25 protein-coding genes are annotated in these 22761 nt (G+C 70.4%); 13 read left to right on the top strand and 12 right to left on the bottom strand.

What is annotated here, in order from left to right; all coding sequences use genetic code 11:
* Positions 1 to 33: 33 nt before the first annotated feature.
* From AC07VM_RS18010 to AC07VM_RS18020, 3 genes are all read left to right on the top strand, one after another.
* Positions 34 to 777, top strand: a complete 744-nt coding sequence (locus AC07VM_RS18010; protein WP_267418029.1) for a PspA/IM30 family protein — start codon at positions 34 to 36, stop codon at positions 775 to 777.
* 65 nt (positions 778 to 842) lie between these two features.
* A complete protein-coding gene (locus AC07VM_RS18015) occupies positions 843 to 1646 on the top strand; it encodes an arginase family protein (protein ID WP_494912589.1) in 804 nt (267 codons plus the stop codon).
* On the top strand, positions 1643 to 2086 hold the full coding sequence (locus AC07VM_RS18020) for a Fe-S oxidoreductase (protein WP_494912591.1): 444 nt from the start codon (positions 1643 to 1645) through the stop codon (positions 2084 to 2086). The genes AC07VM_RS18015 and AC07VM_RS18020 overlap by 4 nt, the downstream gene beginning before the upstream one ends.
* 4 nt (positions 2087 to 2090) lie before the next feature.
* On the opposite strand, the gene AC07VM_RS18025 is transcribed toward AC07VM_RS18020, so the two are convergent.
* The 3 genes from AC07VM_RS18025 to AC07VM_RS18035 form a co-directional block, all read right to left on the bottom strand.
* Positions 2091 to 2561, bottom strand: coding sequence for an SIP domain-containing protein (locus AC07VM_RS18025; protein WP_494912592.1), 471 nt, complete (start codon positions 2559 to 2561; stop codon positions 2091 to 2093).
* A 65-nt stretch (positions 2562 to 2626) separates the two neighbouring features.
* A complete protein-coding gene (locus tag AC07VM_RS18030; protein ID WP_267418023.1) occupies positions 2627 to 3349 on the bottom strand; it encodes a tyrosine-protein phosphatase in 723 nt (240 codons plus the stop codon).
* Positions 3346 to 3822, bottom strand: a complete 477-nt coding sequence (locus tag AC07VM_RS18035; protein WP_267418021.1) for a carboxymuconolactone decarboxylase family protein — start codon at positions 3820 to 3822, stop codon at positions 3346 to 3348. The genes AC07VM_RS18030 and AC07VM_RS18035 overlap by 4 nt, the downstream gene beginning before the upstream one ends.
* A gap of 173 nt (positions 3823 to 3995) precedes the next feature.
* Between AC07VM_RS18035 and AC07VM_RS18040 the strand changes: the two genes are divergently transcribed.
* The 6 genes from AC07VM_RS18040 (at position 3996) to AC07VM_RS18065 (ending at position 9945) form a co-directional block, all read left to right on the top strand.
* Entirely contained in the window at positions 3996 to 4922 is a 927-nt protein-coding gene (locus tag AC07VM_RS18040; protein WP_494912594.1) for an alpha/beta fold hydrolase, read from the top strand.
* A gap of 92 nt (positions 4923 to 5014) precedes the next feature.
* On the top strand, positions 5015 to 6529 hold the full coding sequence (locus tag AC07VM_RS18045; protein ID WP_494912595.1) for an ABC transporter substrate-binding protein: 1515 nt from the start codon (positions 5015 to 5017) through the stop codon (positions 6527 to 6529).
* Between the two features lie 17 nt (positions 6530 to 6546).
* Positions 6547 to 7497: an ABC transporter permease gene (locus AC07VM_RS18050; RefSeq protein WP_267418018.1), complete on the top strand. Its 951-nt coding sequence runs from the start codon at positions 6547 to 6549 to the stop codon at positions 7495 to 7497.
* Positions 7494 to 8363: an ABC transporter permease gene (locus AC07VM_RS18055; protein WP_267418017.1), complete on the top strand. Its 870-nt coding sequence runs from the start codon at positions 7494 to 7496 to the stop codon at positions 8361 to 8363. Before AC07VM_RS18050 ends, AC07VM_RS18055 begins: the two co-directional genes overlap by 4 nt.
* Complete coding sequence (locus tag AC07VM_RS18060; RefSeq protein WP_267418016.1) at positions 8360 to 9151, top strand: ATP-binding cassette domain-containing protein; 792 nt, start codon at positions 8360 to 8362, stop codon at positions 9149 to 9151. Before AC07VM_RS18055 ends, AC07VM_RS18060 begins: the two co-directional genes overlap by 4 nt.
* A complete protein-coding gene (locus tag AC07VM_RS18065) occupies positions 9148 to 9945 on the top strand; it encodes an ABC transporter ATP-binding protein (protein ID WP_494912596.1) in 798 nt (265 codons plus the stop codon). Before AC07VM_RS18060 ends, AC07VM_RS18065 begins: the two co-directional genes overlap by 4 nt.
* A gap of 113 nt (positions 9946 to 10058) precedes the next feature.
* Here the strand turns inward: AC07VM_RS18065 and AC07VM_RS18070 are convergent, their stop codons facing one another.
* The 3 genes from AC07VM_RS18070 to AC07VM_RS18080 form a co-directional block, all read right to left on the bottom strand.
* Positions 10059 to 10676 (bottom strand): GNAT family N-acetyltransferase, encoded by a 618-nt coding sequence (locus AC07VM_RS18070; protein WP_267418014.1) that lies wholly within the window; start codon positions 10674 to 10676, stop codon positions 10059 to 10061.
* A gap of 728 nt (positions 10677 to 11404) precedes the next feature.
* Positions 11405 to 12121 carry a uracil-DNA glycosylase gene (locus tag AC07VM_RS18075; RefSeq protein WP_494912598.1) on the bottom strand — a complete coding sequence of 239 codons (717 nt, stop codon included), beginning with the start codon at positions 12119 to 12121 and terminating at the stop codon, positions 11405 to 11407.
* 2 nt (positions 12122 to 12123) lie between these two features.
* Complete coding sequence (locus AC07VM_RS18080; protein ID WP_267418012.1) at positions 12124 to 12906, bottom strand: SDR family oxidoreductase; 783 nt, start codon at positions 12904 to 12906, stop codon at positions 12124 to 12126.
* 196 nt (positions 12907 to 13102) lie between these two features.
* On the opposite strand from AC07VM_RS18080, the gene AC07VM_RS18085 reads away from it, so the two are divergent.
* The 3 genes from AC07VM_RS18085 (at position 13103) to metX (ending at position 16788) form a co-directional block, all read left to right on the top strand.
* Complete coding sequence (locus AC07VM_RS18085) at positions 13103 to 14425, top strand: bifunctional o-acetylhomoserine/o-acetylserine sulfhydrylase (protein WP_267418011.1); 1323 nt, start codon at positions 13103 to 13105, stop codon at positions 14423 to 14425.
* Between the two features lie 128 nt (positions 14426 to 14553).
* Positions 14554 to 15498, top strand: a complete 945-nt coding sequence (locus AC07VM_RS18090; protein WP_494912599.1) for an endonuclease/exonuclease/phosphatase family protein — start codon at positions 14554 to 14556, stop codon at positions 15496 to 15498.
* A gap of 84 nt (positions 15499 to 15582) precedes the next feature.
* Complete coding sequence (metX, locus tag AC07VM_RS18095) at positions 15583 to 16788, top strand: homoserine O-acetyltransferase MetX (protein WP_267418009.1); 1206 nt, start codon at positions 15583 to 15585, stop codon at positions 16786 to 16788.
* Between the two features lie 55 nt (positions 16789 to 16843).
* On the opposite strand, the gene AC07VM_RS18100 is transcribed toward metX, so the two are convergent.
* The 6 genes from AC07VM_RS18100 to AC07VM_RS18125 are packed head-to-tail and all read right to left on the bottom strand — an operon-like array spanning position 16844 to position 21590.
* On the bottom strand, positions 16844 to 17455 hold the full coding sequence (locus tag AC07VM_RS18100; protein ID WP_494912601.1) for an NUDIX hydrolase: 612 nt from the start codon (positions 17453 to 17455) through the stop codon (positions 16844 to 16846).
* A 9-nt stretch (positions 17456 to 17464) separates the two neighbouring features.
* A complete protein-coding gene (locus AC07VM_RS18105; protein WP_267418006.1) occupies positions 17465 to 18694 on the bottom strand; it encodes an MFS transporter in 1230 nt (409 codons plus the stop codon).
* Positions 18695 to 18703: 9 nt separating this feature from the next.
* Positions 18704 to 19180, bottom strand: a complete 477-nt coding sequence (locus tag AC07VM_RS18110) for a GNAT family N-acetyltransferase (RefSeq protein WP_267418005.1) — start codon at positions 19178 to 19180, stop codon at positions 18704 to 18706.
* Positions 19173 to 19502: a thiamine-binding protein gene (locus AC07VM_RS18115; protein ID WP_494912602.1), complete on the bottom strand. Its 330-nt coding sequence runs from the start codon at positions 19500 to 19502 to the stop codon at positions 19173 to 19175. Before AC07VM_RS18115 ends, AC07VM_RS18110 begins: the two co-directional genes overlap by 8 nt.
* Before the next feature lie 4 nt (positions 19503 to 19506).
* Entirely contained in the window at positions 19507 to 20745 is a 1239-nt protein-coding gene (locus AC07VM_RS18120; RefSeq protein WP_494912604.1) for a hypothetical protein, read from the bottom strand.
* The gene (locus AC07VM_RS18125; protein ID WP_494912605.1) at positions 20742 to 21590 is read right to left on the bottom strand and encodes an NAD(P)H-hydrate dehydratase; all 849 of its coding nucleotides are present in this window, start codon (positions 21588 to 21590) and stop codon (positions 20742 to 20744) included. Before AC07VM_RS18125 ends, AC07VM_RS18120 begins: the two co-directional genes overlap by 4 nt.
* A 56-nt stretch (positions 21591 to 21646) precedes the next feature.
* Here AC07VM_RS18125 and AC07VM_RS18130 point away from each other — a divergent pair, with 56 nt between their 5' ends.
* Positions 21647 to 22714, top strand: a complete 1068-nt coding sequence (locus tag AC07VM_RS18130) for an NADH:flavin oxidoreductase/NADH oxidase (protein ID WP_494912606.1) — start codon at positions 21647 to 21649, stop codon at positions 22712 to 22714.
* The last annotated feature ends 47 nt before the right edge of the window (positions 22715 to 22761 follow it).

The raw sequence follows: 22761 nt of genomic DNA on the forward strand, positions 1-22761 counted from the left end.
GCTCTCGAAGACGCCCTCTGAAAGGAATCACGCATGACCAAGCAGTCCATCTTCGGACGAATCTCTACCCTCGTCCGCGCGAACATCAACTCCCTGCTGGACTCCGCAGAAGACCCGCAGAAGATGATCGACCAGCTCGTCCGCGACTACACGAACAGCATCGCCGACGCCGAGTCCGCCATCGCGGAGACCATCGGCAACCTGCGTCTGCTCGAGCGCGACCACGAGGAAGACGTCCAGGCCTCGACCGAGTGGGGCAACAAGGCCCTCGCCGCCAGCCGCAAGGCCGACGAGATGCGCTCCAGCGGCAACGCCGCCGACGCCGACAAGTTCGACAACCTCGCCAAGATCGCGCTCCAGCGCCAGATCAGCGCCGAGCGCGAGGCCACCGGTGCCGAGCCGCAGATCGCCGCGCAGACCGAGATCGTCGACAAGCTCAAGAGCGGCCTGAACGGCATGAAGGACAAGCTCGTCGAGCTCAAGAACAAGCGCAGCGAGCTCCTCGCCCGCGCCAAGGTCGCCGAGGCACAGACGAAGGTGCAGGATGCGGTCGGCTCGATCAACGTGCTCGACCCCACCAGCGAGCTGGGCCGGTTCGAGGACAAGGTCCGCCGTCAGGAGGCCATCGCGCAGGGCAAGATCGAGCTGGCCGCGTCCAGCCTCGACGCCCAGTTCGAGAGCCTGGAAGACCTCGGCGAGCTGACCGAGGTCGAGGCCCGTCTCGCCGAGCTCAAGGCCGGCGGCAGCGCTCCCCGTCAGGCCATCGAAGGCAACTGACACGACCGGCGGATGTCCGGGGACACGCTCCCCGGGCATCCGCCCTCTCTTCTTCGGAGGCCCCCATGGTGCGATTCCTCGTCATCCCGCAGTGGCAGGGCTCCCCCGCACCGCGGGCCATGCTCCTCGTCGACGGCGCCTCCGCGATCGCCGGCGACCTCCCCCGCGCAGCCACGACGGTGCTCGACGTCCCGGTCGAGGCCGGTGAGTCCCTGGGCACGGGCGTCCGCCGCCTGAGCGCCCTGCTGCGCACGCGCGAGCTGGTGCACGGACACGTCGATGCCGACACCGTCGTGATCGGCGGCGACTGCAGCGTCACGGTCGCGGCGCTGGACGCGCTCCCGGGCGGGACGGACGACCTCGCCGTGGTGTGGTGCGATGCGCACGCCGACATGCACACCCCTGAGACCTCGCCGTCCGGTGCCTTCTCCGGGATGGCGCTGCGCGCTCTGCTCGGCGAGGGCGAGGAGCAGCTCGTGCTCTCCCCCGCCATCCCTGCGAACCGCGTGGTGACCGTGGGCATGCGCAACCTCGACGATGCGGAGGTCGAGCAGCTCGACCCGCTCACGAACCTCTCGGTCGACGACCTCGGACGACCGGACGCACTACTCGATGCGGTGCGCGCCACCGGCGCATCGCGCGTATGGGTGCACATCGATATCGATGTGCTCGACCCCTCGGACTTCGCCGGCGTCTCGTCGTCGGTGCCCTTCGGTCTCTCCCCGGCCGCCCTGAGCGCCGCCATCCGTGCGCTGCGCACGGAGGTGCCTCTCACCGGAGCGACGATCGCCGGTTTCGCACCGCGCTCACCCGCCGATGCGGTCGACGACCTCGGTGCGCTCCTGCGGCTGGTCGGGGCCGTGGCATGAGCGCGCGCGACGACTGGCGGCCGGCGGCCGAAGAGGCGCTGGCCCGCGGGCGGCGCTTCGACCGTCGCATCCCCGCCTTCCTGCTCCGCTCCCCGGTCAGCCGCCTCGGCTACGCCTGGGGCACCGCGGTGGGCTGGCTCTGGGGTTCGCTGTGGAGCACCGGACCTGTCGAGCGCCGGGCCGGTCTGTGGATCTTCCAGGGCATGCCGAACTGGACCTTCAATCGAGGCGGCGTGTGCGTCGGCGGCTGCTTCCTGACGGGCGACGTCCGACCCACCGACGCCGTCCTCCGTCACGAGGCGGTGCACAAGGCGCAGTGGCTCCGCTACGGCTTCCTGATGCCGTTCCTGTATCTGTTCGCGGGCCGTGACCCGCTCCGCAACCGCTTCGAGATCGAGGCCGGTCTGGAAGACGGCAACTACGTGCGACGCTCGCGCTGAGGCGTCAGCGGTCAGCGGGGAGCAGACCGAAGCGCTCCGGTGCGTGGATGAGCGCCGGCGAGATCTCCAGCGCGTTCGTCAGGTGCTCGACGATGTCGGCCGTTCCCAGGTACCCGCCGAGAAGGGTGACGTTGGTCTCCAGCTCGTCGTCGCACATCATCTCGTCGGCCCAGGCGCAGGTCGCCCGCGCCAGAGCCTGACCCGGTGCGCAGGCACGACCGCTGCCGGGGGTGCCCGAGCGCTGCTCGCGAGCGAGCCAGGTGACGGTCATACGTCCGGGAGCGTCGATCACGCCGATGTCCGAGACCTCGGGCACCTCGATGAAGATGCGTCCGGAGGCGCAGAGCGGCAGAGTCGTCAGGAAGACCTCGAGCTCGGTGAGCGAGTGCTCGTCCGCCGTCACCAGGTGGTGTGCGCGCTGACGTGCTGCGCGGCGTTCCGCACGCGTGCTGCGGGTCTCGAGCGAGGTGTCCATGGTGATCTCATCGTACACCAAGTGAAGGCTTGCCTAACCTTGCTCCAGCTGAGTATCCGCCGGGGTCAGCGGGGCGAGGGCACCGGCTCGACGAGGGCCGCTTTCAGGTCCGCGAGCTCGCCCTCGGTCATGCCGTTCGCGCGCAGATAGCCGGCAGCCGAGCCCCAGCGCTCGTCCACCTGCTCGAGGAGTCGGCGCATCACGGGCGCGGGCGACTGGGTGGCGAGGGCCACCGCGTGCACGGCCTCCGGATGCTGGGCCCGCAGATACTCGGCGATGCGCCGCGACCGCTGGGCGGGCAGCTGCGACTCCGTGAGCGCGTAGTCCGCGATCACGGCCTCACGATCGGCGCCGACGGCCGAGAGCGCCAGAGCGACGGTCACCCCGGTGCGGTCCTTGCCGACCGTGCAGTGCACGAGCGTCGGCTCCCCCGCCGCGATGACGCGGATGGCGTCGACCAGGCGCTCGCCGCTCTCCTCGAGAAGGTGCAGGTAGAGATCGTCGAGGCTCGTGTCCGATTCGAAGAAGGAGCGGACCGAACCCAGGAACAGCGGAAGGTGCGTGGTGGCCGGCCCCTCGATCTCGGTGGGCTCCGCCGCGACCTCCTCCCCGTCGCGAAGATCGACGATGTGCCGCACGCTCGACCGCACTGCCGCCGCGCCGGCGGTGGTCGCCCCGGACAGCTGGCCCGATCGCAGCAGCACGCCGGAGCGGATGCGACCGCCCGTCGCCGGGATGCCGCCGACGTCGCGGACGTTCGTGACGCCCTCGACGTCGAGGATCGTCATGCTTGGGCCTGCGGAGTGCGGGGCGGCACCGGGTAGCGGCCGGCGATCACGATGCGGTTGAACGCGTTGATGGACACGCACGCCCAGCTCAGAGCGGCGTACTCCTTCTCGGTGAAGACGCTGCCGACGAGGTCGTACACCTCGTCGGAGATGCCGTCCTCGGCGATGAACGTGAACGCCTCCGCGAGTTCGAGCGCCGCGCGCTCCCGCTCGCTGAACACACCGCTCTCGCGCCACGACGGGATCTGGGTGAGCGTGTCGGTGTCGATGCCCGCCGCAACGGCCCTGTCGACATGGATCCGGGTGCAGTAGCTGCACCCGTTCAACTGCGAGCAGTGGATCATGACGATCTCCTTGAGGCGATCGTCGATACCGTTGGCCGCGCAGATCTCGCCCACCGTCTTCGAGAAGGCGTCCAGCGCCTGGTAGGCGGTCGGCTCGGTCTTGGACAGGTGCACGCGCGTCTCGCTCATGACTCCATGCTATTCGGCCGGGGGCCTCGTGGCCCTCGAGGGCGCGATATCAGAGCGAATGCAGAATGCCAATCCATGTCCGAGACATTATGTACATAAATTACGGCCTGAGTCCGAAATCACTTGTCATGATGCTCTCGCATTTCTCCGGCGTCCCTGCAAGGGCGCAGAATGTGGACGTGGCGATCGACATCAGCGAGTTCAGCTATCTTCCCGCACAGGCCGATGCGCTCGGCGTTCCGCTTCCGGAAGTACAGCGCCTCAGCCTCCCCCTCGATGACGGACGCACCCTGAGCGCCCTGCGCTTCGGGACGGAGCCGCCGCGCGTCACGCTCCTGCACGGGGCAGGGCTGAACGCCCACACCTGGGACACGACCGCCCTCGCCCTCGGGCAGCCGCTGCTCGCGATCGACCTCGCCGGACACGGTGACTCGTCCTGGCGGGACGACGTCGACTACACGCCGCGCACGCTCGCCCGCGATGTCGCGGCGGCGCTCGAGGCCTGGACCGCCGCGCCGCAGATCGTCGTCGGGCAGTCGCTCGGCGGCCTCACCGGCGCCGCACTGGCCGCCTCCCGACCCGACCTCGTCGCCGAGCTCGTGATCGTCGACATCACTCCCGGCATCGATGTGACCGCGGGACCCGCCGCGCTGCGCGAGTTCTACGCCGGTCCCACCGACTTCGCGACCCGCGACGAGCTCGTCGACAAGGCGATGTCGCTCGGCTTCGGCGGCAACCGCGCCGAGACCGAGCGCGGCGTGTTCCTCAACACCCGCGTGCGCCCGGACGGACGCGTGGAGTGGAAGCACCACTTCGCCCACCTCGCCGCCCAGGCGCTGGCCGCCCACGATGCCGGCTCCGCGACCGCGCCGTCGGTCCTGCACGAGACGGGGTGGGACGACCTGGCCGGGGTCAGCGCCCCGATCACCCTGGTCCGCGCCGAGCGGGGATTCGTCAGCGCCGCGGATGCGGCCGAGCTGCAGCGGCGCGTGCCCTCCGCCCGCGTCGTGGTCCTGGACGCGACGCACAACGTCCAGGAGACCGCGCCGGTCCTCCTGGCCTCCCTCATCGAATCGGCATCCTCCGCTCGCGGAATATGACGTTCCGTTCCACACCCGACCCGCACCCCGCCACGCATCTCTAGGCTCGATCCGACGGCACACAGCAAATGCCGCACCGAGAGGAAACGCCCATGTTCCGACGCACCCGACGTCTCGCGCTGATCTCCGCGCTCGCGGCCACCGCCGTGATCCTGAGCGCCTGCTCCGGCACCCCCGACCAGGCGCCGTCCAGCGCACCGAGCTCGCCCGACCCCGACGCGACCCTGCACGTCGGCCTCGTCCTCGAGCCGACCAACCTCGACATCCGCCACACCAGTGGCGCCGCGCTCGAGCAGATCCTCATCGACAACATCTACGAGGGGCTGGTCAGCCGCACGCAGGACAACGAGGTCGAAGGGCGTCTCGCCTCCGACTACGAGGTGTCCGACGACGGCCTCACCTACACGTTCACCCTGAACGACGGGATCGTGTTCCACGACGGCACCCCGCTCACGTCGGCCGATGTCGTCTCCTCGTACGAGACCGTGCGCACCGACAAGACCGTACAGGGCAACGCCGAGTTCGCCGCCGTCACGTCGATCACCGCACCCGACGCGACCACGGTGAAGATCGTGCTCTCCGAGCCGAACCAGAACTTCCTCTTCGCACTGACCGGCCCCGCCGGCCTCGTGTTCAAGACCGGCGACAAGACCGATCTGAAGACGGCGGAGAACGGCACCGGGCCGTTCACGCTCACGCGCTGGAACACCGGCAGCAGCATCACCTTCGCGCGCAACGACGACTACTGGGGCGAGGCGGCCGGCGTCGCGCAGGTCGAGTTCCAGTACATCCCCGACTTCACGGCGGGCGTCAACGCGGCCCTCGCCCACGACGTCGACGTGCTCACCGCCGTGGACCCGAACCTCGCATCGCAGCTCGAGGACGACTTCACCCTGACGAAGGGACGCACGACCGACAAGGCGACGCTCGCCTTCAACAACAAGAAGGCTCCGCTGGACGACGTGCGCGTGCGCGAAGCGCTGCGACTCGCGATCGACCACGAGGGCCTGATCGAGGCCGTCGGCGCCGGAACGACCCTGTACGGTCCGATCCCCGAGCTCGACCCGGGCTACGAAGATCTGTCGGACGTGATCTCCTACGACCCGGAGAAGGCCAAGTCGCTCCTGGCCGAGGCCGGTCAGGAAGACCTGGAGCTGACCCTCACGATCCCCTCGTTCTACGGCACGACGGTCCCGAAGGTGCTGATCTCCGACTTCAAGAAGGTCGGTGTGACGCTCGACGTCAACTCGGTCGAGTTCCCCACCTGGCTGGAGGACGTGTACACCAACCACGACTACGACCTGAGCTTCGTGCTGCACGTCGAGCCGCGCGACTTCGGCAACTTCGCCAACCCGGACTACTACTTCGGCTACGACAACGCGAAGGTGCAGGACCTGTACGCGAAGGCGCTGGAGGAGGTCGACCCGGACAAGTCCGCGGAGCTCCTCGCACAGGCTGCCCGCATCGTGTCGGAGGACCACGCCGCGGACTGGCTGTACAACGGTGAGACCATCACCGCGGTGAGCCCGATCGTCTCCGGGTTCCCGGAGGACTCGATCAACTCGCGCATCAACCTGGCCGACGTCACCGTCTCCGCTGAGAAGTAACGAGCGGTCACCCCTTCGTGATCCGCTACGCGCTCGTCCGAGGAGCCCTGCTCATCGCAGGGCTCCTCGTGTCGAGCGTTCTCATCTTCCTCACGCTGCGCGTCTTCCCCGGTGACGTCGCGCAGCTGATCGCCGGCACCCAGGCCTCCCCCGCCGAGGTCGATGCGCTTCGCGAGTCGCTCGGCCTGAACCGCCCCCTGCTCACGCAGTACACCGACTGGATCGGCGGGATCTTCCGCGGTGACCTCGGAACGTCGCAGCTGTCGGGCGCCTCGGTCGGTGCGGAGCTGTTGCTCAAGGCTCAGGTGACCGTGCCCCTGGGGATCATGGCCCTGCTCATCGCCGTGATCATCGCTGTGCCGTTCGGCATCCTCGCCGCCCTCCTGCGCAACCGGCGGGGCGGCACCGCACTCAGCGTGGGCGCGCAGGCCCTGGCCGCCGTGCCCGTGGTCTGGGCGGGCATGATGCTCATCGTCGTGTTCTCGGTCTGGCTCGGCTGGCTGCCACCGCAGGGCTTCCCGCGCACCGGCTGGTCGACCCCGGGCAAGGCCATCGAGTCGCTGCTGCTCCCCGCGCTGACGATCGGCATCGTCGAGGGTGCGATGCTGATGCGGTTCGTCCGCAGTGCGACCCTGCAGGCCGCCGGACAGGACTTCGTCCGCACCGCCGCTGCGAAGGGACTCACCCGCACGCGCGCCCTCATCCAGCACGGCATCCCCGCCGTCGGCCTCTCGATCATCACGGTGCTCGGACTCCAGGTCGCCGGGATCATCGTGGGATCGGTCGTGATCGAGCAGCTCTTCACCCTCCCCGGCATCGGACGGATGCTGGTCGCCGACGTCGGCACCCGCGACCTCATCAAGGTGCAGAGCGAGCTGCTCGTGCTCACCGGATTCGTGTTGATCGTGGGCTTCGTGGTCGACCTCCTGCACCGCGCCATCGACCCTCGACAGCGGGAGGCCGCATGACTCCGCGTTGGCTCGGCAGGCTCTGGAGCACGGCCACGGGGCGCTTCGGGATCATCGTCATCGCCGTGATCGTCCTCGCCGCGATCGTGTCGCTGTTCTGGACGCCCTTCGACCCGCAGGCATCCGACATCGGCGACCGCTGGCTCCCGCCGAGCTGGCCGCATCTCCTCGGCACCGACGACACCGGCCGCGACATCCTCAGCCTGCTGATGGCCGGCGCGCGGACGACCGTCTTCGTGAGCATCGGCGCCGGCATCGTGGCGACCGTCGTCGGCATCGCCCTCGCCGCCCTGGGCGCACTCACCGCCCGCTGGATGCGGGAGACGGTCGCCGTGCTCGTCGACATCCTGATCGCCTTCCCCGTGCTGCTGATCGCGATGATGATCTCCTCGGTGTGGGGCGGCTCGCTCTGGGTCGTGATCTGGGCCGTCGGGATCGGCTTCGGCGTGAACATCGCCCGCGTCACGCGCCCGGAGCTGCGTCGCGTGCAGCAGAGCGACTTCGTGCTCGCCGCCCGCGCGTCCGGCCTCACGCCCACGCAGAACCTCGTGCGGCACCTGCTCCCCAACGTCGCTCCGGTCTTCATCGTGCAGCTGTCGTGGTCGATGGCCGTGGCCGTCCTCGCCGAGGCCGGCCTGTCGTACCTGGGCTTCGGCGCCTCGGTCGTGGATCCCAGCTGGGGTCTGCTGCTCGCCGACCTGCAGCGGTACATCGGGGTGCATCCGCTGTCGGTGATCTGGCCCGGTCTCACCATCACGATCACGGTGCTCGCCCTGAACCTGCTGGGCGACGGGCTGCGCGAGGCGACCGACCCGACCCTGCGCCACCGCGCCGCCGAGATCCACACCCCGGCGGTGGTCGCATGAGTCTCTCCGTGCAGGATCTCGTGATCGAGATCGATGGACGCCGGGTGGTCGACGGCGTCTCCTTCGAGGTGCCGGACGGCGCGCGCCTGGGCCTGATCGGCGAGTCGGGGTCGGGCAAGTCGCTCACCGCCCTCGCAGTCCTCGGGCTCCTCCCCGACGGCGCGACCGCGAGCGGCAGCATCCGCTGGAACGGCACCGAGCTGATCGGGATGCCGGATCGTGAACTGGCGCAGCTGCGCGGCGACGACATCGGGATCGTGTTCCAGGAGCCGCGCACGGCCCTGAACCCCATCCGCACGGTCGGGCGGCAGATCGCGGAGTCGATCCGGATCCACGAGGGGATCGGCCGCCGCGAGGCGAGGGAGCGCGCGATCGCCGAGGCGGCCCGCGTGCGGCTGCCCGATCCGGAGTCGATCGTGGACCGGTATCCGCACCAGCTCTCCGGCGGTCAGCGGCAGCGTGTCGCGATCGCGATGGCGCTCGCGTGCCGCCCGAAGCTGCTGATCGCCGACGAGCCGACGACGGCCCTCGACGTCACGATCCAGGCCGAGATCCTCTCGCTGCTGCTCGCCCTCGTCGCCGACGAGGGCATGTCCCTGGTGTTCATCACGCACGACCTCGCCGTCCTCGCGCAGGTCGCCACCGAGGGCGTGGTGCTCGAGCACGGGCGGGTCGTGGAAGCGGCACCCGTGTCGCGGCTCCTGTCCGCGCCGACATCGCCGATCACCCAGGGGCTGCTGCGTGACGCGACGGCGACCCTCTGGCGTCCGGACGGAGGAGTCGCGTGACCCTGATCGAGGCCCGGGGACTCGGGCGCGACTTCTTCGCCCCTAAGCGGACCACGTTCGAGCGCGCGCGCACCCAGACGGCACTGTCACCGACCGACCTCGACATCGTCGAGGGCTCATCCGTCGGCATCATCGGCGAATCCGGGTCCGGCAAGTCCACGCTGGTGCGGCTGCTGCTGGGGCTCGACCGGCCGACCACCGGGACCGTGAGCATCGACGGGCGACGGGTGGACGCCGCGGCCTCCGCGAAGTCGCTGCACTGGCTGCGACGCGAGACCGGCCTGGTGTTCCAGGACCCCTACGCGTCCCTCGACCCGAGGATGACGGCCGGACAGATCGTGGGCGAACCCCTGTGGGCCCTGGACATCCCGGGCGACCGCCGGGCCCGCGTGCACGAGGTGCTCGCCCAGGTCGGCCTGGAGCCGGAGATGGCCGACCGCTACCCGCATGAGTTCTCCGGAGGGCAGCGGCAGCGCATCGCCCTCGCGCGGGCGATCGTGCACCGCCCCCGCATCCTTGTGGGCGACGAGCCGCTGTCGGCGCTCGACGTGACGGTGCGCGCACAGATCCTCGAGCTGCTGATCGAGCTGCGGCGGACGACGGATCTCACCCTGGTGCTGGTGTCGCACGACATCGGCGTGGTGCAGAACCTGTGCGACACCGTCATGGTCATGAAGGACGGCCACATCGTGGAGCGCGGCTCCACTCAGGACGTGCTCCTGCGCCCCGCCCACGAATACACGAAGACGCTGCTCGCCGCGATCCCGGTCATCCCCGGCAGCCCCGGTCGCTGAGCGACCGCCACCCCTCCACCGGTCGTCGAGCGAGCGCCCGCGAGACGAAACGTCCCCTCACCGCGACTCCTCCACCGGTCGTTGAGCGAGCGCCAGCGAGACGAAACGTCCCGTCAGCGCCGCGCCCCGAAGAGGCTCCCCCGACGTCGCCCGGTCGGCTTGAGCACGCGCCGCATGTACACGGTGCCCAGCTCCCGACCGAACTTGTAGCCGACGCGCCCCATCCGTCCCGCCTCGACGAACCCGAGCTTCGCGTGCAGTCGGACCGATGCCTCAGCGCCGCTGTCGCTGATGACCGCGACCATCTCGCGGAGGCCGATCTGCTCGCAGGCGTCGATCAGCGCCTGCAGGAGCGCGGCGCCGAGCCCCTTGCCTCCCGCGCCCGGTCCGAGATAGATGGAGTCCTCGACCGTGTACTTGTAGGCGTTCTTCCCCGCCCAGGGCTGAGCGAGCGCGTACCCGATGACCACCCCGGCGGGCGACACCGCGACGAGGAACGGCAGCCCGAGCCGCGTGAGCAGCGCGTACTTGTCCCGCCAGTACGGGATGCTGCTGCGCCGTTCGTCGAGCGTGACGGCGGAGTTGCTCACGAAGTGGTTGTAGATCTCGCGGATGTGCGGGAGATCCGCCGGCCGCGCTGCGCGGATCGTGTACGAGAACACCTCGGGCGCCGATGCGGGCCGCAGGTGGCGCGGCAGGACGCGGCGACGGTCCCCCGGCTCGAACTGCATGCGCTCAGCCTATTCGGAGCACGTTCTGCGGCGGTAGGTCCGCACGCGAGCGCGCACATGTCACGATTGCAGTGGACGACCGCGGCGACCGCACGGGACTCATCGGAGGGCGTCACCCTCCTGACCATCGCGGCGGGCACTGGATGATCTCCGCGGACCGGTGCCCGCCCCCGACTCGGCCCCGATCCACCGATTCAGCGCTTCCGACGTACGTCGCGCCGTTCGCCGATTGCAGACGCTCCCGTGCAAGCGAACAGTGTCGCCATTCCGCAGTTCCGCAACCACGCGACCGCTCTCCAGTTGTCCCCCGTAAACGGTCCAGCCAGCGACGAACAAGTATCCCTTGTATGCCTCCTCGCGAAAGCGAGCGATCTCACCCTTTTCGTAGGTGCGCCTCCGCCACCAAGAGGTGACGAAGATGCGATCTCCATCTATGCGGATTCCTGTAAACGGCAGCCGAATCCAGCACCACGCACAGATCAGCACCGAGCAGGACAGGAGGCAGATCACGTAGGGCGGAATCGTCGCACCGATATCGATCAGCGCGAGCAGCGGCAAGAGGCCGAAGAAGAACGTGGCCGGCCCGAGCCTCCTCGCTCTTTCGGCGAGAGCCTGCTTGCGTATCGACCTAGAAGACCGCGGATACAACGATTCTCCCCGCTCGGAAGTATGGACCCATCGGCTTGCTGACAGGTCTGGGCTTCAGCGTCCTGTCCAGGACATGGCGGCTAGATCACGTCGAGCTCCGCGGGCTCGCCTTCCACTCTCCAGTCGACCGGATCGGCGCCCTGCTCCGCGAGCAGAGCGTTCGCGCGGGAGAACGGGCGGGAGCCGAAGAACCCGCGACGGGCCGAGAGCGGAGACGGATGGGCCGAGGCGATGATCGGCGTCTCGCCGAGCAGCGGCTGCAGGTTCGCGGCATCCTTCCCCCACAGGATCGCGACGAGCGGCTGGTCGCGGGCCACGAGCGTGCGGATCGCGAGCTCGGTGACCTTCTCCCACCCCCAGCCGCGGTGCGAGGCGGCGGCACCGGGGCGCACCGTGAGGACACGGTTCAGCAGCAGCACGCCCTGGTCGCTCCACGCGGTGAGATCGCCGTGCGGAGCGGGCGGGATCCCCAGATCGCTCTCGCGCTCCTTGTAGATGTTGGAGAGGCTGCGCGGCAGCGGACGCACCACCCGGTCGACCGCGAACGACAGGCCGATGGGGTGCCCCGGCGTCGGGTACGGATCCTGCCCGGTGATGAGCACCCGCACATCCGCCAACGGCCGCTGGAACGCCCGGAGCACGTTCTCCCCGGCCGGCAGATAGCCGTGCCCTGCCTCCTGCTCGGCGCGGAGTCGCTCACCGAGCTCGGTGACCACGTCCTGCACCGGCGCGAGGGCTTCCGCCCACCCGGCGTCGATCCGGCCGTCCGCGGCGAGCTGGGCCAGGGACTGCGCCATCGTCAGTCGATCGAGCGCACGCGCAGCGGTCCGCGAGCGAGCAGGTGCTGGGCCGACTGTGCGACGGGACGCATCGTGATCAGGTCGAGGTTGACGTGGGCCGGCGACTCCAGCGCGTAGGCGATCACGTCGGCCACGTCGTCGGCCACGAGAGGAGCCTCGACTCCCGCGTAGACGGCCTCGGCGGCGACGGAGTCCCCACCCAGGCGGTTGAGCGTGAACTCCTCCGTGTGCACCATGCCCGGAGCGACCTCGACGACGCGGATCGGCTCGCCGTTGAGCTCCTGGCGGAGGACCTTCACCAGCATCCCCTCGGCCGCCTTCGCCGCGTTGTACCCGCCGCCGCCCGCGTACGCCGACTGCGCCGCCGTGGAGGTGACGAAGATCGTGTCCGCGTGGCCGTCGACCTCCGCCGCACGACGCAGCAGGGGAAGCAGGCCGGCGACCAGACGCTGGCTCGCCAGGACGTTCGCGTCGAACATCCACTGCCAGTCCTCGGTGGAGGCATCCTCGATCCGGTCGGTGCCGCGGGCGCCGCCCGCCACCTGCACCAGCGCGTGCACCGGCCCCGACGCCGCGAGTTCGCCGATGAGCGCCTCGACAGCCGCGGCATCCGTCAGGTCGCATGCGATCGCTGATGCTCCGGTCTCCGCGGCGAGCGCGGACAGCCGATCCTCGCGCCGGGCGACCCCGACGACATCCCATCCCCGAGCGCGGAGCGCACGCACCGTCGCTGCGCCGATGCCGGAACTCGCACCTGTCACCACTGCACGTCTGTTCACCATGCCTCCACCGTACGATGTTCCCCGCGGAATGCAGAGTCCCGCACGGGGCTGTCGCAGATCCCCTCAGCCCCGTGTTTCCGGGGCTGAGCTGTGTTACGTCACATTTCCCGACTGTTGTTGACAAGGGACGATGTTCCGTACTCTCGCTGCAACGGCATCCGCCACCCGACCTTCCGACCACTCCTGGGGGAAACACATGTCCGCACCCGAGTCCTGGCGCTTCGAGACCAAGCAGATCCACTCGGGCGCTGCCCCCGACCCGGTCACCAAGGCCCGCGCCACGCCGATCTACCAGACCACGTCCTACGTGTTCGACAGCGCGGACCACGCGGCGAACCTCTTCGCCCTCGCGGAGTTCGGCAACATCTACACCCGCATCCAGAACCCGACGCAGGATGTGCTGGAGCAGCGTCTCGCCGCCCTCGAAGGCGGCACCGGCGCCCTCGTCCTCGCCAGCGGCCAGGCGGCCTCGACGTTCGCGATCCTGAACATCGCGCAGGCCGGCGACCACTTCGTCGCCTCGAGCTCGATCTACGGCGGCACGTACAACCTCTTCAAGTACACGCTCGCGAAGCTCGGCATCGAGGTCACGTTCGTCGAGAACCAGGACGACCCCGAGGAGTGGCGCCGCGCCGTCCGCCCGAACACGAAGCTGTTCTTCGCGGAGACCATCGGCAACCCGCAGATCAACATCCTCGACATCCGCGCGGTCTCCGACATCGCGCACGAGAACGGCGTGCCGCTCATCGTCGACAACACGATCGCCACCCCGTACCTGATCCGCCCGTTCGAGTTCGGCGCCGACATCGTCGTGCACTCGGTCACCAAGTTCCTCGGCGGCCACGGCACCACCATCGGCGGCGCGATCATCGACGGCGGCACCTTCGAGTGGTCGAAGAACGTCGACACCTTCCCGGGCCTCACGGTCCCGGACCCCTCGTACCACGGCGCGAGCTACACCGCCGCCGTCGGCGACCCGCTCGCGTACATCATCAAGGCCCGCGTGCAGCTGCTCCGCGACCTGGGCTCGGCGATCGCCCCGCAGAGCGCGTGGAACCTCATCCAGGGCATCGAGACGCTGTCGCTGCGCATCGAGCGCCACGTGCAGAACGCCCAGGAGATCGCCGAGTGGCTCGACGGCCGCGACGACGTCGCGACGGTGAACTACTCGGGTCTGCCCTCCTCGCCCTGGTACGCCAAGGCCAACGAGTACGCTCCCCGGGGCGTCGGCGCGGTGCTGTCGTTCGAGCTCAAGGGCGGCGTGGAGGCCGGCCGCGAGTTCGTCAACAGCCTGTCGCTGTTCAGCCACCTCGCCAACATCGGCGACGTGCGCTCGCTCGTCATCCACCCGGCGTCGACCACGCACGCGCAGCTCACTCCCGAGCAGCAGCTCACGGCCGGTGTCACCCCGGGCCTCGTGCGCCTCTCGGTCGGCATCGAGAACATCGAGGACCTCAAGGCCGATCTCGACCAGGCTCTCGCCGCCGCACGCGCCGTCTCGGAGGCCGCACGCGCCTGACGCCCTGACCACCACGAGGATGCCCCGGACCGAAAGGTCCGGGGCATCCTCGCGTCCGCCGGAGCTCCCTCATCCGGCCGACCCACAGGCTGTTCCCTCCACAATGGAACTCCCGCCGTGAGGAGTGCATGATCGACGTCGAACAACGACCCCCGCGGCTCCGGCGAACCACGACGCGTCATGCCAGACGGCTCGCGGTCGCCGCCGTCGTGATGCTGGTCGTGGTCATCTGCGGATGGGTGCCCGGCGTCGTCGGCACGGCGGTCGCCGCCGCGCTCCCCTGGCTCGGCCTGCTCCTCCTCGCGATGATGGTAACGGCGCTGTTCCTCGCCCGTCGGGTGATCGTGCTCATCCTGGTTCCCACCCTGCTCTGGTTCCTCGCGATGTCGCCGGCTCTTCCCACATTCCCCGCTCCTGCCGGCTCGACATCCGCCTCGGCCTCACCGCTCACGGTCGTGAGTCAGAACGTCCGCGCGCGCTCCGGTGGGGCCGCCGCATCCGCGACCGCGCTCGCCGAGAGCGGCGCCGACGTGATCGCGCTGACCGAGCTCGACGGCGACAGCCTCGCCGCCGCGAGCGAGGTGCTCGCCGAGGAGTACCCACACTCGTTCACGGTCGGCACCGTCGCCGTGTGGAGCCGCTATCCGCTCACCGACGCCGAGCCGCTCACGCTCGGCCTCAGCTGGAAGCGCGCCCTCCGCGTCGAGGTGCAGACGCCCACGGCACCCGTCGCCGTCTACGTGCTGCATGCCGCGTCCGTCCGCCCCGGTCATCAGCAGGATCGCGACACGATGCTGGGCGGCATCGCCGAGCAGGTCGCGGCCGACCCCGCCGACGCGCTCATCGTCGTCGGCGACTTCAACGCGCCGTCGACCGACCCGGCACTGGCGGCGCTGCGCGCGGAGGCCGACTGGGTCCGACCGACCGACCGATCCCTGGGATTCACGTGGCCGGTGGCGTTCCCCCTGGTCCGGATCGATCAGGTCTTCGTCCGCGGACTCGACGTGATCACCTCGAGCACGATGCGTGCCGGGCACAGCGATCACCTCGCCACGGTGACGCGGGTGCGCTGAGAGACGCACCGCGACGCGCCCGAGAGGCCGACACCGGGTCGTAACCTGCCGCCGCGGGCTCCTCCGCCAGGCGAGAATGGAGACATGGACTGGCAGACGACCTCCGAGGACACGGTGCCGTCGGCGCCCGTGACGGAGGCCGACGTCCGGCTGCTCCGTGCCCGCCCACCCGCTACGGGTGCCTGGCGCGACGGCGACCCCGTCGGCGGCCGGCGCTTCGCCGCGTTCGGCGCGTTCGCGACCGAGAGCGGCGCCGAGCTGCCCGGCATCCGGATCGCCTACGAGTCGTGGGGCGAGCTGAACGCCGCCCGCGACAACGCCGTCCTGGTGCTGCACGCCCTCACCGGCGACAGCCACGTGCGCGGCGCCGCCGGATCCGGCCACCCGACCGTGGGGTGGTGGGAGGACATCACCGGTCCCGGCGCCCCGCTCGACACCGACCGCTGGTTCGTGATCGCCCCGAACATGCTCGGCGGTTGCCAGGGGTCCACGGGGCCGGCGAGCGTCGCCCCCGACGGCTACGAATGGGCCTCGCGCTTCCCGTACCTGACCATCCGCGACCAGGTCACCGCGCAGGTGCGCCTCGCGGACGCCCTCGGCATCGACAGCTGGGCAGCGGTCATCGGCGGTTCCATGGGCGGAATGCACGCCCTGGAGTGGGCGGTGATGCAGCCCGAACGCGTGCAGCGGCTGGCCGTCCTCTCGTCGCCCCCGGTCACGACGGCCGACCAGATCGCCCTCAACACGGTGCAGCTGGAGACGATCCGGATGGATCCGCGTTTCCAGGGCGGCGAGTACTACGACCTCGGCGACGGCGACGGCCCCCATCGCGGTCTCGCGCTCGCGCGCCGCATGGCGCTGCTGAACTACCGCAGCCCGATCGAGCTCAACCAGCGCTTCCAGCGGTCCTGGCAGTCGGATGTGTCGCCGCTCGGTCATGGCGGACGTTTCGCGGTGGAGTCGTACCTCGACTTCCACGGCAACAAGTTCACCCGACGATTCGACGCGAACAGCTACATCACGCTCGTAGAGGCCATGAACTCGCACGACGTCGGTCGCGGACGCGGCGGTGTCGAGGAGGCCCTGCACGCCGTCACCGCCACCACGCTCGTGCTCGGCATCGACAGCGACCGCCTGTTCCCCGTCGACGGGCAGCAGCGCATCGCCCGCAGCATCCCCCATGTGATCGACGACGAGGCCGTGGTCCTCACCAGCGACTTCGGACACGACGGCTTCCTCATCGAGACGGATGCCGTCGGCTCGAACCTCCGTCGACTGCTCGAGAGCTGAGCCGCGCCGCACGAAGCCGCGCCGAACGGAGACGCGCCGGACGGAGACGCGCCGCTCAGTCGCCGACGAACCGCCAGGGCAGTGCACCCGCTTCGAGGCGCCCCTGCTCCCAGGCGAACGCGCGACCGGCCTCCGTCTCGAGCACCCTCGTCTGGAACAGCTGCGCCGACCCGCCGGACGACAGCGCGGACGCGGCGTCGGTGAAGGCCGTGAGCTGATGCAGCGTGATCCACGTGGGCGGATACAGCGTCCACTCCCCCGCGCCGTGACGCGCCAGAGCTTCGGCCGGAGTCGTCCAGGTCAGCTCCGCCACCTCCTCGGCGGACGGCACGGGCTCCCCGTCCGGCGCCTCCGCCAGGAAGAACCAGGTGCGGATGCGGGTGGGGGCTTCGCGCGGCGGCCGCCACTCCGACAGCACCACCGGATCATCGACCACGAGTCCGACCTCCTCGAAGGTCTCCCGGATCGCGGCGCGGCGCGCGTCCTCGACCTCGTCGTCGCCCGCACGGCGGTCGCTCGGCTCGACCTTGCCGCCCGGGAAGACCCAGGCGTCGGCGAACGACCCGCGATCGGGCCGACGCATCAGCAGCACCTCGAAGCCCGCCGGGGCGGGGCGCAGCAGCACGGCGGTGCCGGCGACGGGGAGGGACGGCTCTGAGGCGCTCACCCCGTCACTCTACGACGCGGTGTGCCCCACCGCTGCGGGACGGCGCGCCTCGACCCGATAGGACAGCAGCGCGATGAGCAGGCCGGCGATGGCCAGGACCGCCCCGGTCCACGCGGGCGCCGTGAAGCCCCAGCCGACGGCGATCACGATGCCACCGAGGAAGGCACCGAGGCTGTTCCCGATGTTGAGGGCGGAGTGGTTCATCGCCGCGGCGATCGACTGGTTGTCGCCGGCGACGTCCATGAGACGCGTCTGGATCGTCGGACTCAGCACCGAGGAGACGAAGCCGACCACGACCACGAGGAAGCCGAGGCTCACGATCCAGAAGGACAGCAGCGCGAGCGACGCGAACACCAGCGCCATCGCCGCGAGCCCGAACAGCAGCGTACGACGCAGGTCGATGTCGGCCAGGTGCCCGCCGACCAGGTTTCCGGCCGTCATGCCGATGCCCATCAGCACGAGGATGATCGGCACGACCCATTCGGGCGACCCGGCGACCTCCGTCACCAGCGGGGCGATGTAGCTGTAGACGGCGAAGAAGCCGCCGAAGCCGATTGCGCCGACGCCCAGGGTGAACCACACCTGCGGGAAGCGGAACACCCGCAGCTCCTGCCGCATCGTGCGACCGGGGTCACCAGGGTGCTCCGGCACGAACAGGGCGATGCAGAGCGTGGCGAGGGCGAACACGATCGCCACGACGGCGAAGGCCGCGCGCCAGCCCCATTCCTGCCCGAGGAAGGTGCCCAGCGGCACACCGACGACGTTCGCCACCGTAAGGCCGGTGAGGATGAAGGCCACGCCCTTGGCGCGGTTGCCCGGTCCCATGACGTCGGCCGCGACGAGGGCGCCGATGCCGAAGTAGGCGCCGTGCGGAAGCCCGGCGAGGAAGCGGGAGGCGGCGACGAGCTCGAAGGTCGGCAGGATCACGGTAAGCGCGTTGAACAGGGTCAGCGCCAGCGCGAGCACGATCATCACCCGATGCCGCGGATAGCGTGCGACGAACCCGGCGATGGTCGGGGCGCCGACCACCACGCCGAGGGCATACAGCGAGATCAGCCAGCCGGCCTGGCTCAGCGCCTCTTCCTGGCTGGTCGCCCAGAGCGAGGGCAGCAGGTCGGCGGCGATGTTGGGCAGCAGGCCCATGACCACGAACTCGGTCATGCCGATGCCGAAGCTGCCTATGGCGAGAGAGAGGAGCGCCCTCTTCGCCGCACCCCTCGATTCCGTCGAGGGATTCACCGGATCAGCTTAGCGGTCGTCGGAGTGGTCGATGACCGCTCCGGCGCGGTCGCGCCCCATGAAGACGTCGATCTCGTCCTGCCGCTCGACCTGGAACCCGTGGCGCTCGTAGAGCCGGCGCGCGGGGCTGCCCTGGAGCACGTTGAGCCGGTAGCGCCGGGACTCGTCGAGCAGCATCGCCAGGACGCGACCGCCCACACCACGGCCCTGCTGCGCAGTCGCGATGTAGAAGTGCTCGAGCCAATGCGCCTCGCCCTCGCGACGGAGGGCCACGGAGCCGCTGTCCTCGCCGTCGACGAGGATGATCCGGGTGTCCGCCGGGTCGAACGCGTCCCGGAACCTCTGCCGCACGCGGATGTCGTCGTAGCGTCCGAGCCGCTCCAGATCGGGACGGAGGACGATCGCGCGGAGCTCCGCGATCCACTCGACGTCGTCGGCGACCGCCGGACGGAGCGCGACGTGCGCAGGAGCGCGGAGGTCAGTCACCGGACTCGTCGATCGCCGCCTCCAGGCGCTCGATCTTCGCGTCGAGCTCGCCCGAGTAGCCGGGGCGGATGTCGGCCTTGAGCACGAGCGAGACCCGGGAGCCGAACGGCATGACGGCCTCGGTGGCGCGCTTCACGACGTCCATGACCGTGTCCCAGTCCGGTCCCTCGATCTCGGTGAACATGCTCGTGGTGCGGTGCGGCAGGCCCGACTCGCGCACCACGCGCACGGCGGCGGCCACCGCGTCGTGCACGGAGGCGTCGGTGCGCTCGGCACCGTCGGCGGGGATACCGCTCGGGGCGACGGAGAAGGCGATCAGCATGGGTTCACTCCCTGGTTTTCGGATGACGGGTGGCCGGCACGCGCACGAGAGCGCGGACTCCGACCACGAGAAGGACGAGGAGGAGGACGTTGCGCACGGTGAGCACCGCGACGGCGAGCGCATCGGCGCGCAGCAGGGCGTCGTAGCCCAGCGGGTACACGAGACAGGTCAACAGGCACAGCGCCAGCACGAGGACCGCTGGTGTGCGCGCCCGCACCCGATCCAGCACGAGCCACAGGATGACCGGGGCGATGAGCCAGGTCTGGAACTGCGGGGAGCCGACCTTGTTGGTGACGATGAGCAGCGCCACCAGGGTGAGCGCCAGGGGCGGGAACAGTCGCGGGAAGGTGGCACCGCGCATCGCCTTCACCGCCCCGACGGCCGTGACCGCCAGCACCGCGAGCGCCATCAGCGGAGTGAGCGCTGCGGCCACGGCGTCCACTCCCGGCGCGGTGATCTGGAAGGTCAGGATCTCGAAGCTGTACTCGATCCGGGCGGCTCCGGCGACGGCGAGCCAGAGGAACGGCGTCGCCGCCACGGCCTCGATCTGCAGTCCTCGACCGGTCTGCTCGGTCAGGAATCCGAGGATCTCGGTGTCCGCCCCGAGCAGCAGGAGCAGCACGATCACGCCTCCCGAGACGATCACGGCGGTGAGCAGCATCCGGAAGCGCGCCCGCGCGGCCACCACCGCGGCGAGGAGGAGCGCTCCGGGCCAGATCTTGATCCAGGCGCCGATCGTCAGCAGCGCGGCGGCGACGGCCGGCCGGGAGACGAGCCAGAGTCCGCCGATCACGGCGATGGGCACCGTGATCGCATCGATCCGGTACAGCGCGATGGGCCCGAGCAGCAGCAGCGCGGCGCACCAGAACCAGGCCGCCATCCGTCGCGCATGAGACGGCGAGCGCCCGACGAGCACGCCGAACGCGACGGCATCGAGGATGACGACCAGCACGGCCCATCCCACCAGGTATGCGCTCGAGACGCCGAGCAGCGGCACCAGCGGCGCCGAGAGTCCCGACGCGAGCAGCATCGGCACGAGGGCGAGCTGCGGATACACCCAGGTCTCCGTGATGCCCACGATCGGTCCCCCGCCGAGCGCCGTCGACGCCCAGGGCTCGTAGACCAGGACGACGTCGCCCATCGGCTGGCTCGGATACACCCAGCCCAGCCAGGCGGTGACCAGATGCACGAGCAGGAACGCGCTCCACAGCACGACCACTCCGGTCGTCGACCTGCGACTCACGCCAGGACGCTCTCGATCGCGGACGGGAGGGCTTCCGCCACGTCCAGCGCGACGACCGGATGGCCCGGTCCGCTGTCGAGCACGCCCGCGGCGATCCGGGCGGCATGTCCGTGCAGCCACGCGCCGGCGGCGGCGGCCTCGCTGAGAGGGGCATCCGGATTGGCGGCGAGCACCGCGCCGAGCACGCCCGCGAGCACGTCTCCCGTGCCTGCGGTCGCCAGCCACCCGGTTCCGGCCTCGACGGCCAGAACGGCTCCGTCGGGGGTGGCGATGAGCGTGCGCGCGCCCTTGAGCAGCACGGTTCCACCGATCTTCGCGGCGATCTGTCGTGCAGCATCGGCTCGGGCGTCGTCGGATCGGGCGTCATCCGTCGACGACACCCGGAGCCGCTCCTGCAGGCGTGCGAACTCCCGGGCGTGGGGCGTCACCAGGAACGGCGCGCGTGCCCCGGGCGCGAGGTCCAGCGCCCCCGCGTCGATGACCACCGGCGCGCTGCCGGCGAGGATCTCGCGAAGAGCGGCGCCCTCCGCATCCGAGCGGTCCGCCGGATCCGTGCCGGAGCCGATCACCCAGGCGCCCACGCGCGAGCGCCCGGCATCCGCCCCGACGACGGTCTCCGGGCGACGGGCGAGAACGGCGTCGGCGACCCGCTCCGCTCCGACGTACCGGACGAATCCCGCCCCCGACCGCCACGCGGCCTCGACCCCGAGCACGGCAGCGCCCGGATACGCCGGCGATCCGGTGCGCAGGGCGACGACGCCGCGGGCGTACTTGTCGTCCTCCGCGGTCGGCGCACGGAACAACCGCGCCGTGTCGCTGCGGGTCCACTCGCGCACCTCGAACATGACTCCACGTTAGTGCGACGGCCCGTGGTGCACCTGCGCGGAGGTAGCGTCGAACGGTGAGTCTTCTCTTCTCCCCGCTGAGCATCCGTTCCGTCACGTTCCGCAACCGCCTCTGGGTCTCGCCGATGTGCATGTACAGCGCCGTCGACGGTGTCGTGCAGGAATGGCATCACACCCACCTGGCTCAGTTCGCCTCGGGCGGCGCGGGCCTCATCGTGGCGGAGGCGACGGCGGTCGTCCCCGAGGGCCGGATCTCGCCCCGTGACGTCGGGCTCTGGAACGACGAGCAGCGCGACGCCTGGGTGCCGATCGTCCGGGCGATCCACGACCGCGGTGCGCACGCCGGCATCCAGCTCGCCCATGCCGGGCGCAAGGCGTCGACCTGGTGGCCGTGGGCGGCGGAGCGCGGCTCGGTTCCGACGTCCGAGGGCGGATGGACCACCACCGCCCCCTCGGCGGTCGCGTTCGACGGCTTCGATGAGCCGGTCGCCCTCGACGCCGCCGGCATCGACCGCGTGGTCGAGGGATTCGCCGCGTCGGCGCGACGGGCGCTCGACGCCGGATTCGACGTGCTGGAGATCCACGGCGCGCACGGCTATCTGCTGCATCAGTTCCTCTCGCCGTTGTCGAACCTGCGCGACGACGAGTACGGCGGGTCCCTGGAGAACCGCGCCCGACTGCTCCTGCGCGTCGTGGACGCCGTCCGCGATGCCGCCGGCGCCGGCGTGCCGCTGTTCGTGCGCATCTCGGCGACCGACCACGCGGAGGGCGGTTTCACGCCGGAGGAGGCGTCCGTCGTCGCCGAGTGGGCGGTGCAGCACGGCGCGGATCTGATCGACGTCTCCAGCGGCGGCCTGGTCGCGCATCAGCGGATCAGTGTGTTCCCCGGCTACCAGGTGCCGCTCGCGGAGACCGTGCGTCGGGGCGGCCGCATCCCGGTGTCGGCGGTCGGGCTCATCACCGCCTCCGCGCAGGCCGAGCAGGTCCTCGTGGAGGGAGCGGCGGATGCGGTCTTCGCCGGACGGGAATGGCTGCGCGACCCGCACTTCGCCCTCCGCGCCGCGCACGAGCTGGGCGCCGAGGTGGCGTGGCCGCCGCAGTACGAGCGGGCGCGTCCGCGCTGACCGCTCGCCGCACGCGGAAGGCCGCCGATCCCGCGAGGGTTCTGCGG

Source organism: Microbacterium sp. GW821-FHT01D02 (assembly GCF_059422585.1).